Annotated in this window: 10 protein-coding genes; 7 read left to right on the top strand and 3 right to left on the bottom strand. The window is 70.9% G+C overall.

The window, feature by feature from the left end:
- Positions 1–5: 5 nt before the first annotated feature.
- Positions 6–1283 carry an ABC transporter substrate-binding protein gene (locus ACZ5CW_RS18885; protein WP_468602644.1) on the top strand — a complete coding sequence of 426 codons (1278 nt, stop codon included), beginning with the start codon at positions 6–8 and terminating at the stop codon, positions 1281–1283.
- 90 nt (positions 1284–1373) lie between these two features.
- Here the strand turns inward: ACZ5CW_RS18885 and ACZ5CW_RS18880 are convergent, their stop codons facing one another.
- Together ACZ5CW_RS18880 and ACZ5CW_RS18875 are read right to left on the bottom strand one after the other, a co-directional pair.
- Positions 1374–2183: an SDR family NAD(P)-dependent oxidoreductase gene (locus ACZ5CW_RS18880; protein ID WP_468602642.1), complete on the bottom strand. Its 810-nt coding sequence runs from the start codon at positions 2181–2183 to the stop codon at positions 1374–1376.
- Positions 2176–2826: a carboxymuconolactone decarboxylase family protein gene (locus ACZ5CW_RS18875; RefSeq protein ID WP_468602640.1), complete on the bottom strand. Its 651-nt coding sequence runs from the start codon at positions 2824–2826 to the stop codon at positions 2176–2178. Before ACZ5CW_RS18875 ends, ACZ5CW_RS18880 begins: the two co-directional genes overlap by 8 nt.
- 221 nt (positions 2827–3047) lie before the next feature.
- Between ACZ5CW_RS18875 and ACZ5CW_RS18870 the strand changes: the two genes are divergently transcribed.
- Both ACZ5CW_RS18870 and ACZ5CW_RS18865 read left to right on the top strand, forming a co-directional pair.
- A complete protein-coding gene (locus ACZ5CW_RS18870; protein WP_468602638.1) occupies positions 3048–4244 on the top strand; it encodes a PucR family transcriptional regulator in 1197 nt (398 codons plus the stop codon).
- 323 nt (positions 4245–4567) lie between these two features.
- Positions 4568–6988 (top strand): SpoIIE family protein phosphatase, encoded by a 2421-nt coding sequence (locus tag ACZ5CW_RS18865; protein ID WP_468602636.1) that lies wholly within the window; start codon positions 4568–4570, stop codon positions 6986–6988.
- Between the two features lie 84 nt (positions 6989–7072).
- On the opposite strand, the gene ACZ5CW_RS18860 is transcribed toward ACZ5CW_RS18865, so the two are convergent.
- Complete coding sequence (locus ACZ5CW_RS18860) at positions 7073–8125, bottom strand: alcohol dehydrogenase catalytic domain-containing protein (protein ID WP_468602634.1); 1053 nt, start codon at positions 8123–8125, stop codon at positions 7073–7075.
- Between the two features lie 140 nt (positions 8126–8265).
- Here ACZ5CW_RS18860 and ACZ5CW_RS18855 point away from each other — a divergent pair, with 140 nt between their 5' ends.
- From ACZ5CW_RS18855 to ACZ5CW_RS18840, 4 genes are all read left to right on the top strand, one after another.
- Positions 8266–8970: a TetR/AcrR family transcriptional regulator gene (locus tag ACZ5CW_RS18855; protein WP_468602632.1), complete on the top strand. Its 705-nt coding sequence runs from the start codon at positions 8266–8268 to the stop codon at positions 8968–8970.
- A gap of 148 nt (positions 8971–9118) precedes the next feature.
- The gene (locus ACZ5CW_RS18850; RefSeq protein WP_468602630.1) at positions 9119–10126 is read left to right on the top strand and encodes an NADP-dependent oxidoreductase; all 1008 of its coding nucleotides are present in this window, start codon (positions 9119–9121) and stop codon (positions 10124–10126) included.
- A 786-nt stretch (positions 10127–10912) separates the two neighbouring features.
- Complete coding sequence (locus ACZ5CW_RS18845; protein WP_468602628.1) at positions 10913–11368, top strand: GNAT family N-acetyltransferase; 456 nt, start codon at positions 10913–10915, stop codon at positions 11366–11368.
- 141 nt (positions 11369–11509) lie between these two features.
- On the top strand, positions 11510–12319 hold the full coding sequence (locus tag ACZ5CW_RS18840; RefSeq protein ID WP_468602626.1) for a class I SAM-dependent methyltransferase: 810 nt from the start codon (positions 11510–11512) through the stop codon (positions 12317–12319).
- The last annotated feature ends 89 nt before the right edge of the window (positions 12320–12408 follow it).

Genomic DNA, 12408 nt, shown 5'->3' with positions numbered 1-12408 from the left:
ATCACATGCGCAAGACGACCGCTCTGCGGGCGGCCGCGGCCGCGACCGCCGCCCTGCTCACCGCGACCGCCTGCAGCAGCCAGCGAGGGCAGGACACCCAGAACACCGCCGCCGGCGGTGCCTGCAAGGGGCAGCAGACCACCGGCATCACCGACACGACCATCAAGCTGGGCGGGATCTACCCGCTGTCCGGACCTGCCTCCGCCTACGGCACGATCAGCAAGGGCGTGGCCGCCTACTTCGATTACGTCAACGGCAAGGGCGGCATAGACGGCCGCAAGGTCGAGTTCCTGGTCCGCGACGACGGCTACCAGCCGCCCAAGGCGGTCGAGGAGGCCCGCAGACTCGTCGAGCAGGAGAAGGTCTTCGCCGTCTTCCAGACCCTGGGCACCCCGTCCACGGCGGCCGTGTGGGACTACCTCGACAAGCAGAAGGTGCCGCAGCCCTTCGTCGCCACGGGTGCCTCCGCCTGGGGCACGGACGACAAGCACCCCTGGACCATCGGCTGGCAGCCCAACTACGTGGCCGAGGCGCGGGTGTACGCCACGTACCTCAAGGACGCCCGACCGAAGGCCAAGGTCGCGGTCCTCTACCAGAACGACGACTTCGGCAAGGACCTGCTCGGCGGGTTCAAGAAGGCCGTCGCCGGCAGCGGCGTCAAGGTGGTCGCCGAGGAGAGCTACGAGGTCACCGCCCCTTCCGTGTCGGCACAGATGGCGAGCCTCGCCCGCTCCAGGGCGGACGTGCTGCTCGACGTCACCACCCCCAAGTTCGGCAGCCAGGCACTCGCCGCCGACGCCAAGAACCCCAGGTGGAACCCGCTGCACATCGTCAACAACGTGGCCTCGTCCGCCGCCGTGCTCCAGCCCGTCGGGTTCAAGAACGTGCAGGGCGTGGTCTCGGCGACCTACTTCAAGGACCCCGCCGACCCGCAGTGGGCGAACGACCCCGAGATCAAGACCTACACCAAAGCCCTGCACAAGTACGCACCGGACGCCGACCCGGCCAACCAGTTCAACGCCTATGGCTGGGCCGTCGCCTCCAGCCTGCACAAGGCCCTGGCCGGGATGAAGTGCCCGACCAGGGAAGGGCTGCGGGACGCCGTGCGCGACCTGAAGAGCGTGAAGGTGGGCATGCTGCTGCCCGGGGTCACCATGTCCACGGGCCACGGCGACGCCTTCCCGATCGAGACCATGCAGCTGATGCGGTTCAAGGGCGAGCGGTGGCAGCTGTTCGGCACGCCGGTGGACACCCGCAAGGAGTTCGGCCCGCTGACGAAGTGAGCCGGTGGGGGCGGTCCCGGTCGATGCCCTGACCCCTGGGGACCGCCCCCGCCCCGTCATCCGGTGGTGAAGCGACAGGCACCCACCGGCTCAGACTGCGCTCAGCCCTCCGTCCACCACGAGGCTCTGCCCGGTGATGTAGGAGGCGCGATCGGAGAGCAGGAAGGTGACGGCTTCGGCCACCTCCCAGGCGGTGCCCTGGCGTCCGAGCGGTATGCGGCCGAACGAGGCGGAACGCGACCCCCGCCGGGTGGAGGCCTCACGGCCCATCGGGGTGTCGATCAGGCCGGGGACGACCAGATTGGCGCGGATCCCGCGCGGCCCGCCCTCCTTGGCGACATGGCGGGTGAGACCGAACAGGCCTGCCTTGGAACTGTCGTAGGCGGGGGAGTCCGTGGCCGCGCGCAGCCCGGCCACGGAACCGACGAAGACGATCGATCCTCCGTCGGCGATCGCGGGCAGTCCGTACTTGGCGGCGAGGAAGGGGGCGCTCAGGTTGAGCGCGAGCACACGTTCCCACTGCTGCGGTGACGTGTCCGCCAGGCCCGCACCGAGGCCGATGCCGACGTTGACCACGATCGCGTCGAGTGCGCCGAGTCCGCGGAGGGCCTCGGCAACCATGGCCGAGGCCTGGCCGGGATCCGTGGCGTCACCGACCACGCAGAGGCCCCGGGCGCCTTCCTCACCGACCAGGGCGGCGGTGGCCTCCGCGGCGGAGGAGGAGACATCCGCGCAGGCAACGGACGCTCCCTCGCGGGCGGCGCGCACGGCCACCGCCCGTCCGTTGCCCACCGGGGCCGCCGGATCGTCGCTGGGGCGGGTGCCCGCGCCGACGACCAGTACGCTCCGGCCGGTCAGGAGGCCGACCAGGGGGTTCGCGGTGTGCCGGGGCTCAGGCATCGCCCTGTCCCCCTTCCACGGCGTCCGCGCCGGCTGCGGCAGGCGCGGGCAGGGTTTCCGTCTCGTAGCCGGCCTCGAGCCGTGTACCGGCGGAGTTCAGGAAGAACGCGACCATGTGGTACTGACCGACGAGCATGGTGATCTCGATCAGCTGTGCCTCGTCGTGGGAGGCTGCGAGTGCGGACCAGGTGGCCGCGGACAGGCGTGCGTCCCGGTGCAGTTCGTCGGCGCCACGCAGCAGACGGGCGTCGGCCGGCGTCCACCCCGGGGCGTCCGGACCCGCGCCGACCCGCCGGATCTCCTCGTCGGTGACCCCGGCGGCCCTGGCCAGCGGTACGTGCCGCCCCCATTCGTACGCGGCCCGGGTGTTGTACGCGGTGCGCAGGATCAGCAGTTCCCGGCTCCGGTCCGGCAGCCGGCCGTCGCGCAGCAGATGGCTGCCGAACGGCAGGAAGTGCCGGAAGAGTCCGGGGTGCCGCACCAACGTGGTGAAGACGTTGGCGAGGTGGCCGTCGGCGTCCCGGGGAATCGGGGCGAGCAGCTTCCGGGCGGTCGGGTCCCAGTCGTCCTCGGGCAGTGGCGCCAGACGCGGGCCGGTGTCTGCGGCGGCGCGGTGGGGTCGGTGACGGTCATCGTCGGTCATGGCGGTCTCCGCACTGTTCGTCGGGGCGTTTCGGTCCTTCGGGAGCGGTCTGAGCACGGTCGTACGGCGTCTTGCGCGGGTGCGCCGATCCACTCCTTCGGCCGTCGTGCCACTGTGCTTTCGGGGGCGGCGGATTGTCGACGGCTCCCTGGCCAAGGCCGGAGGTCGGCATATTGTGCAGGTGCACAACGGCCGGTGCCGGAGGGTCGGAGGTGAGGTCCATGCCCGGACAGCGTGGCCCGGCGGCGCCCATCGAACGGGTCATCGCCGCGATGGCCGCGCAGCAGGGGCAGGTGGGCGGGCTGTTGCACGCGGATCTGGCGGACCAGATTCCGTCCTACCGCGCGGTCCCGCGCGAACTCCTGCACCAGATCTGGAGTCGGCACTTCCAGCGGGCTCTCGCGGTCGTACGAGAGGGGACGGTGCCCGCCCCGGAGGACTTCGACGAGGCCGATGTGGCCCGGGACCGGGTCGCCCGGGGTGTGCCGCTCAGCGACGGGCTCCGCGCCTTCCGCCGGGCGCTGAGCGTGATACGGGATCTGTTCATCGCCGAGGCGACCGGGCGCGGGCTGGACCCCGGCCTCATCCTCGACCGCACCAAGTGCCTGTGGGAACTCGCCGACGTCGCGAGCCTGCGGATCGCCGCCGTCCACCGGCAGGCGGAGGTCGCCTCCGCCCTGTCCGACGCCCGCCGCCGCGCCGACTTCCTGCGGGGACTGCTCCACGGGACGCTGAGCGCGACGGAGATCCACAGCGGTGCGGCGATCTACGGTCTGGACCCGTCACGGCCGTACCGGGCGATCCGAGCCGTCCCGAACGGCAACGCCGGTCCGGACGCGCTGGAACGGTCTCTGCAGGCCCACGGCCGCTGGAACGGCCGAGGCGGCCTGCTCACCGTGCTGGACGAGGCGGTCGCCGGAGTCGTCGAGGCGAAGCCGGAGGTCGGTGACCTGGAGGTGAGGGCGGGGCTCGGCCCGCCGACGGACCTGGTCACGGTGCACCGCTCCTTCCGCGCCGCCGGCAGACTGCTGGAAGCCGTCCGTGCGTACGCTCTGCGCGGCGTGTACGACCTCGGCGACCTGTCCTGGCGGGTGGCCGTCGTCGCCGAACCGGAACTCGCCGAGCTGCTGCTCGACCGCTATCTGCGCCCGCTGGAGGCGGAGGGGGAGTTCGGTGCGCTCATCGAGGAGTCGGTGCGGGCATACCTGGAGCGGGGGCGGCACGTCCGCGACGTGGCCCGCAGCGCACACGTTCATGTCAACACCGTCCGCTACCGGCTGCGTCGTTTCGAGGAGCTGACCGGCACCAGCCTGGACGCCCCGGACACCGTGGTGGAACTGAGCTGGGCCTTGGCGGCGCGCGAGCTGGGGAAACGTCCCCGAGGCCCGGCAGGACCCGCTCATGACGGAGCCCGGTAGTGGTCGGGGCCGACTCCGTTGCCGGCACGCTCCCGGTGCCGTGCGCTGACCCAGGTCATGGACGTATCCGTGGGCGCGGTCGTGAGGAGGCCTCAGGGCCTGCGGTATTGCCCCTGGTCCGCCACGCCGTGCCACGCGGCGGGCGAGGTCGCGGCTCCGACGGGTCTCCATAGGCTTACATGGCATCAGCGGGACCGCATGCGTGTGGGAACGCCGAGCCACCGCCCCCGGACACCGTCACGCCGGTCGCCCGGTCGCGGTCAGGACCCGTGGCAGAGCAACGGTGACCGAGTACAAGGTGGTGTCCAGCCGTGGAGAAGCGGATGACGGAGTTCAGCGAAAGCCACGACGATCCGTTCGCCCTGCACCTCGCCGCCCTGGCGCTGCTCGACGACCGGGGCACCGTGATCGGATGGAGCCCGCGGGCCCAGGAACTGCTCGGCCATCCGGATCCGGCCGTGATCGGTCGTCCGGCGTCCGAGGTCCTTGTCGATCCCCGCGATCTGCCGGCTGTCAGGGACGCCGCGGCGAGCTGCAGGGGAACCGGCGGCTGGTTCGGGATGTTCCCCGTGCGGCACCGCGACGGGCGGCTCGTGGAGATGGGGATCAGGGCGCATGCGCTCTCACGCGGCGAGGGGGTCCGTGAGTGGCTTCTCGCCGGGGCACCCGCGGCTGACGTCCTGGAGTGGCAAAGGGACCGCGCGCTTCTCGACGGGTTGTTCCGCCGGTGCCCGATCGGCCTGGTCATTCACGGCACCGACCTGAGGCTTCTCCGGGTCAACCGGGCCATCGAGCGCTTCAGCGGCGTCCCGGCAGCGGAGTTCCGGGGGCTGCCCACCGGGCAGATGCTCCTTCCCGACGACGCGCGCAAGGCCGTGGACCGTGTGCGCCAGGTGATGGAGACCGGAAGACCGTTGGTCTACTCCGAGCAGTTCGCCCGGCTGGAGCAGGATCCGACACGAGAGCGGGTCGCGTTGGTCTCGTCCTTCCGGATGGACGATCCCTCCGGCCGCGTCCTGGGCGTGGCCGAGATGATCGAGGACATCACCGAACGCCACCGGGCGCAGCGCCGGCTCGCGCTCCTCGACCAGGCCGGCAGCCGGATCGGAACCACTCTCGACGTGGCGGAGACCGCCCGGGAACTGGCTGAGGTGATGGTGCCTCACCTCGCCGACCATGCGTCAGTGGATCTGCTCCAGCCGGTGACGCGCGGTGAGGAGGTGGCCCGGGCCCTGGGAGGGCCCGTGGTACGACTGGGGGCCAGCAGCGTCGGTGCCCAGCAACCCGGCCCGCCCCACCCCCATGGTGAGCCGGTGGAGTTCGCGCCCGACACACCCCAGGGACGATGCCTGGCCGAAGGACGACCCGTCCTGGAACCGGTACTTCCGCCCGACTGGTTCTCCGCGGAAGGCCGCCAAGGGGCCCATGCTCCGGACCTGGGCGCCCACTCGCTGATCGTCGTACCTCTCGCCGCGCGTGGCCTGGTGCTGGGCGTGATGACCCTGTGGCGTTCGCGCCGTCCCGATCCCTTCGAGGCGGACGATCTCACCCTCGCCCAGGAACTCGCCTCGCGCGCCGCCGTCGCCATCGACAACGCCCGGCGCTTCACCCAGCAGCAGCAGACCGCCTTCACCTTGCAGAGCAGCCTGCTGCCCCGGACGGTCCCGGACCAGTCGGCCGTCGAGGTGGCCCTGCGGTACCTGCCGGCCAGCGCGGCCCCGGGCCTGGGCGGCGACTGGTTCGACGTCATTCCCCTGTCCGGGGCCCGGGTCGCCCTCGTCGTGGGTGACGTGGTGGGACGCGGCATCCACGCTGCCGCCACCATGGGCCGGCTGCGTACGGCCGTACACACGCTCGCCAGCCTCGACCTGGAACCGGACGAGGTCCTCTCCCGCCTGGACGACCTGGTCGACCTGCTGGCGGCCGAACAGGAAGCAGCCGGCGAACGGCCCGTGGGCGAGCAGGTCGTCGGGGCCACCTGCCTGTACGCCGTGTACGACCCGGTCTCCGGGCGGTGCTCCGTGGCGCGCGCCGGCCACCCACCGCCGGTGGTGACCGCGCCGGACGGACAGGCGGCTCCGCTCGAACTGCCGACCGGCCCACCGCTCGGCCTGGGCGGCCTGCCGTTCGAGGCCCGGGAGTTCGAACTGGCCGAGGGAAGCCTGCTGTGCCTGTACACCAATGGACTCATCGGCGAACGCCACATCGATGCCGACGTCGGCCTGACCAAGCTGTGCGCAGCGCTCACCCGCCCGGCGGACGCACTGGAACGGACCTGCCAGGCGGTGGTCGACTCGCTCGTGCCCGCGCGCCCCGGCGACGACGTCGCGTTGCTGATCGCCCGTACCCGCGTGTTGCCACCGGACGATGTCGCCTCCTGGCGTCTGCCACTGGAGCCCGCGAGCGCTGCCCGGGCCCGGCAACTGATCTCGGCCAAGCTGAGCGAGTGGGGACTGGAGCACCTGGCCTTCACCACCGAGTTGATCGCCAGCGAACTGGTGACCAACGTCTACCGCTACGCCGAGGGCCCCGCGACCCTGCGGCTGATCCGTGAACGGTGTCTGGTGTGCGAGGTCAGCGACACCAGCCACACCTCACCCCACCTGCGCCGCGCCCGCACCACTGACGAGGGCGGGCGCGGCCTGTTCCTGGTGGCCCAGATGACCGAACGCTGGGGCACCCGCTACACCCGCGAGGGCAAGACCGTGTGGACCGAACAGCCCCTGGCCGACATGTTCACCTGACCGTCTCGGGCCTCGGCGGGACGTCCCTGGACGGCGCCGGTGGTCCGGGCGGCCGCCCAGCCATCCCGCCGGGCCGGCCCGCGCTCAACGGGCGGGGTCGAGGAGGATCTTGCGGACACCGGCGGCGCGGCTGTGGAACAGCTCGTACGCCGCGGGGCCCTGGGAGAGGGCGAGGCGGTGGGAGACCACGACCTCCGGCTTGATCCGGCCGGCCTGGGCGAGGGGGATCAGGGCAGGGAGTTCGTAAGGGATCGAGCACAGTCCGATGGCGAACTCCAGCTCCTTGACCTGGGCCAGTCCCATATGGAAGGGAAAGGCCTTGTTCTGATTGACGCCGATGACGCTGACCCGTCCTGCCTGCCGGACGGCTTTGAGGGCGAGTTCGATGGTGGCGTCCGAGCCCACGGCCTCCACCACGGCGTCCGGTCCGCGTCCTGCGGTCATCTCCCGCACGGCCGTTCGTGCGTCCTCACCCTCGACCGGCTCGACACCCAGGGTGGCGGCGAAGGCACGCCGCTCCGCGACCAGGTCCGCGCCCAGCACCCGGGCGGCCCCCATCGCGAAGGCGGACTGCGCGGCCATGAGGCCGACCGGGCCCAGGCCGATGACCAGGACCGTTTCGCCCGGCTGGATGCGGGCTCTACGGCAGCCGTACCAGGCCGTGGGGGCGTTGTCCGTCAGGACGATGGCCGCCTCGTCGGAAATGCCTTCGGGCAGGGGCACCAGGTTGGCATCGGCATGGGGAACAGCCACGGCCTGGGCCTGACTGCCCGGAAGTTTCGGGCTCACTCCGTAGCAGAGGTCCGTCGGGGCCTGGGCTCGCTCGCACCGGGCGGTGAGCCCCCTCGCGCACGTTCTGCACAGGGTGCAGCCGACCGAGGCGGGAACCAGGACCCGGTCGCCGGACCTGAACCGGGAGACCTGGTCGCCGGTGTCGACGACGACGCCGACGCACTCGTGTCCCGGCGTGTAACCGGTCTCCCGGGTGAACCCGTTGCCGCCGTAGATGTGCAGGTCGCTGCCGCAGATGCCGGCCGTGGTGACCTGGACGACCGCGTCGGTGGGACTGGTGACGGCAGGGTCGGGGACGTCCCCGTAGCGGATGTCATGGCGGCCGTGGTAGGTCAGTGCCTTCACTGCATACCTCCATCCGGGCGCAGAGCGGCGCCCGTGCAGAACAGGGATCCGGAGCGGTGACGTACACGCGTCAAGGCGCTTGTATCAGCTATTAATGCAACTGCATTACTTCCGCGGTGGAGACGCTAGCATGGGCATTCGTGAGCGCACATGAGACCCAGGACACGTCGCCCCGGAGCCGAAAGGCCGGTGACACGCGCGGCGCCCTCATCCGGGCCGCCGAGCAGCTGTTCGCGGCCAAGGGCGTCGACGGTGTGTCGCTCAACGAGATCAAGCGCACCGCCGGCCAGCGCAACGCGATGGCCCTGCAGTACCACTTCGGCGACCGGGCGGGTCTGCTGCGGGCCGTGCTCGACAAGCATCTTCCGGCGGTGGACGCCGGCCGGGAGGTACTGCTGCAGCAGTGCGAGGACAGCGGTGCCGTCGATCTTCGATCCCTCGCGGCCGCGCTGGTGGTGCCGGCCGCCGCGAAACTCGCCGACCCCGACGGCGGCCGCGAGTTCCTGCAGATCGTGGCCGAGCTGCTCAACCGCCCCGAACCCCTGGTCGAGGTTGTCGTGACGGAGGGCTCGAGCATCCAACCCTGGCGGCGCTTGGTGGAGCCGCTGCTGGCCCCCGAGTCGACCGCGGTGTTCCACACCCGCTTCACCGCCATGCGCTTCTGCCACGCCGAACTCGCCGCCCGGGCCGCTGGCCGCCCCCGCAGGGACGACCGGTTGTTCACCAGCCGACTGGTCGACCTGGTCACCGCACTGCTGGCCGCGCCGGTGTCCGGGCAGACCGCACGACTGCTGCACGAGCGAGACCGGAAGGGCGAGTCCGGGCGGCAGGCCTCGACCCGCTGACCGGTCCGGCGACGCGGCCGGCGAGGCCGTGCCGCTGCGCTGGGCGGCGCCCTGACAAGGTCGCGCATCACCTGTGGTGAACGTCACACACCGTGACGTACCAACTGGTCGGTAGCCTGCGGCGAAGCCGCGAACGACAGGAGACACCATGTCTGCGACCAACCGTCAGATCCGTCTGGCAGCCCGCCCCGTCGGCGAGGTCGAAGCCGATGACTGGGAACACTGTTCCGGGCCCGTCGACGAACCGGGTCCGGGCCGGTTCGCGGGGCGCACGCGTGTCATCTCGCTGGACCCGGCCATGCGGGGCTGGTTGGACGACCGTCCCTCGTACCTGCCGCCGGTGGGCATCGGTGAGGTGATGCGCGCCGGATCGGTCATCGAGGTCACCGCATCCAACCACCCCGACTTCCAGCCCGGTGATCACGTGGTCGGCACGTTCGGCGTTCAGGAGTACGTGGTCTCCGACGGCAGGGGCGCCATGAAGATCGACACGTCGCTCGCTCCGCCGTCGACGTATCTGGGCGCGCTGGGCATGCCGGGCATGACCGCCTACTTCGGCCTGCTGGACGTCGGGGCGCTGAAGGAGGGCGAGACCGTCGTGGTGTCGGGAGCCGCCGGTGCGGTCGGCACGATCGCGGGTCAGATCGCGAAGGCCAAGGGCTGCCGGGTCGTGGGCATCGCCGGCGGAGCCGAGAAGTGCGCGCTGCTCACCGACGAACTGGGCTTCGACGCGGCGATCGACTACCGCGCCGACGACGTCAAGAAGGCGCTGCGCGAGCACGCCCCCGATGGCATCGACGTCTACTTCGACAACGTCGGCGGGGACATCCTCGACGCGGCCCTGACCCGGCTGGCGATGCACGCGCGCGTCGTGGTGTGCGGTGCGATCAGCCAGTACAACAACGTCACGCCGGTCAACGGCCCCTCCAACTACCTTTCGCTGCTGGTGCGCCGCGCCCGGATGGAGGGCTTCGTCGTCTTCGACTACGCCGAGCGCTACGCGCAGGCGGCGCAGGAGATCGCCGCCTGGATCGGCGCCGGCCGCATCAAGGTCAAGGAACATGTGGTGCGGGGGAGCGTGGACGACTTCCCCGAGGTGTTGCAGATGCTCTTCCGCGGGCAGAACGTCGGCAAGCTCGTCCTCGAGCTGGCCTGACCGTCTTCGCGAGTGGGGCCGCCGCCCCGGGCCGACTCGGACCTGCCGACGGACCGGAGGTGAGAGGGGCGGTGGCCCCCACGCACCGTAGGGAAAGCAGTCCTGGGCGTGGGAGTGCGTGCGCCCGCCATGGAGGCGGTACCGCGGTGACGTGACCGTCGGCTGCGCAGGCGCGCCGCCTCCCGGCTGCCCTCCGCCGTCGCCCTCCGGAAAGGCCGCGACCTCTCTGCCGAACGACACCGCCGCCATGCGCGGATGGTGGGACCGAACCGGTTCCGCGCGCCCTGCGTGAGCGCGGCCTGCGCACCCACATCCTGCCGGCCGGCCTGTTCTTCGCAGTCACCCGCACCCCCGCCGGCCCGGCCGGCCGGTGGCCGGCCAGGATCCGCCTGCGGACAGATCTCGCCGAGGGGCTCGCTTACGCGAAGTACGGACGTTCATCGGCCTGTCCTGGTGGCGACGGCCAGGCAGCCCTCCGTGTGAATCCTTGAGCGATGACGTGAGCAGTGCTCAGCATCAGCGCCGACGGTGACCGCAACTCCTTGCATCTACGCTTCTCTCCGTGATTGAACATAAGCGGAGTGCGATCAAAGTGACGCGAAGTCCTCTTGAGTCGGCCGGGAAGCGGCAAAAGACTGCTTCAGCAGTAAGGCCGCGCGTGCGTCCCGGGACCCGCGGCACAGCAGTCACGATCGCAATGTCAGGAGAACGACGATGCCCGACGCCGGCCGTCGAGACACCGCACACCCCATCACGCTGACCGATGGCACCGACACCCGGACCCGAATGGCGGACCCCGTCGACCTGGTCCCGGTCCAGGAACTGCACCGCCGGTGCTCGCTGGACAGCCGAGCCCTGCGGTACCACGGGGGCAGGTCGGGGCTGTCGCCCGCCGAATGGCGTCAGTTGTCCAGCCCGGAGCGCGGCACCACGCTGGTGACCACTCCGGCCGAACGTACGGACCACATCATCGCCATGACCAACGTCATGCGCACCGGTCAGCAAGGAGTGGGGGAACTCGCGATCCTGGTCGAGGACGAGTGGCAGGCCAAGGGGCTCGGCACCGCGCTGGCCGAACACGCGGCGACCGTCGCCCGCCGCGAGGGACATCAGGCGCTGGCCGCCACCGTTGCGGCGAGCAACGTGCCGATGCTCCATGTGCTGGAGAAGATGGACGCGACGCCGGTCGACGCCACAGGGCCCTTAGTCGAACTCCGCATCCTGCTCTGGGGTCCCTCGTGATCACCCTGCACCGCACGCGACCGCCCGCACCCGGCTCGACGCCCGGACGGACTGCTCACCGCCCGGCCTGCGATTCCTGAACCGCTGGCGCCTGCGCGGACGAGCCTCGTAGCTTGTGCGCGCGTGACTGATGATCCGAAGATGCCCCTGAAGCGACACGACCTCGGCCGCGTGTTCAACGAGGTGCCGGAACTCTACGACCGGATCCGGCCGGGATACCCCGACGAGCTGTTCGCGGACCTTGGCTCGATCACCGGCATGGACGAAAGGTCGTCGGTGCTGGAAGTCGGCTGCGGTACGGGTCAGGCGACTCGCTCCCTGGCAGCGCTCGGATGCTCGGTGACCGCCGTCGACTCGGGCCCGGACATGGCCGCACTCGCTCGCCGGCGGATCGCCTCCTTCTGCAACGTCGAAGTCGAATCATCGCTGTTCGAGGAGTGGGACGACCGTGGTCGGCGCTTCGATGTCCTCGTGGCGGCGTCGTCGTGGCACTGGGTCGACCCGTCGATCGGCTGGCAGCGGGCGTACGACGTGCTCCGTCCAGGAGGTTGGATGGCGCTGGTCGGCAACGTCGTTGTCCGCAGGCCGGGAGAGCCGGAGGTGTACGCAGAGACCGCCGATCTTCACGAGCGGTTCTGTCCGGGGAACCCCGGCTGGGGTCATCCGCCGCTGGAGGATGAGGTCCGCACCACCGACGAGGGGTGGGGCCTGGTCGACGATCCCGGAGGGTTGTTCGGCCCGACGATCGTGCGCTGGTATCCGACCGTTCAGTGGTTCGACGGGGAGGGCTTCGCCGATCTCCTTCGCTCGACGTCGCTGTATCGGAGCCTCGACCGTGACGTCCGTGAGCCGCTGCTCGACGCCGTCGCCGAGCGTATCCGCACCCGGATGGGCGACCGAGCATCACGCCGCTATCTGAGCGTCCTGCGCGTCGGACAGCGCGCCGCGTGAGGCCGGGGGCCGATCTCTGAACTACCGGCCGCGGCCCAGTCATTAGCTGGAGAGGGCACATACTTCAGCGTTCGGCCATGGTGAACCCG

The sequence above is a fragment of the Streptomyces sp. NPDC031379 genome (assembly GCF_055569615.1).
This window is presented reverse-complemented; position numbering and strand designations above follow the sequence as displayed.

What these genes read in the sequence shown, in the direction of transcription:
- ACZ5CW_RS18840 (WP_468602626.1), top strand. Translation starts at nt 11,510, where the DNA reads ATGCCCCTGAAGCGACACGACCTCGGCCGCGTGTTCAACGAGGTGCCG.
- ACZ5CW_RS18845 (WP_468602628.1), top strand. Translation starts at nt 10,913, where the DNA reads ATGGCGGACCCCGTCGACCTGGTCCCGGTCCAGGAACTGCACCGCCGG.
- ACZ5CW_RS18850 (WP_468602630.1), top strand. Translation starts at nt 9,119, where the DNA reads ATGTCTGCGACCAACCGTCAGATCCGTCTGGCAGCCCGCCCCGTCGGC.
- ACZ5CW_RS18885 (WP_468602644.1), top strand. Translation starts at nt 6, where the DNA reads ATGCGCAAGACGACCGCTCTGCGGGCGGCCGCGGCCGCGACCGCCGCC.
- ACZ5CW_RS18865 (WP_468602636.1), top strand. Translation starts at nt 4,568, where the DNA reads ATGACGGAGTTCAGCGAAAGCCACGACGATCCGTTCGCCCTGCACCTC.
- ACZ5CW_RS18870 (WP_468602638.1), top strand. Translation starts at nt 3,048, where the DNA reads ATGCCCGGACAGCGTGGCCCGGCGGCGCCCATCGAACGGGTCATCGCC.
- ACZ5CW_RS18875 (WP_468602640.1), bottom strand. Translation starts at nt 2,826, where the DNA reads ATGACCGACGATGACCGTCACCGACCCCACCGCGCCGCCGCAGACACC.
- ACZ5CW_RS18880 (WP_468602642.1), bottom strand. Translation starts at nt 2,183, where the DNA reads ATGCCTGAGCCCCGGCACACCGCGAACCCCCTGGTCGGCCTCCTGACC.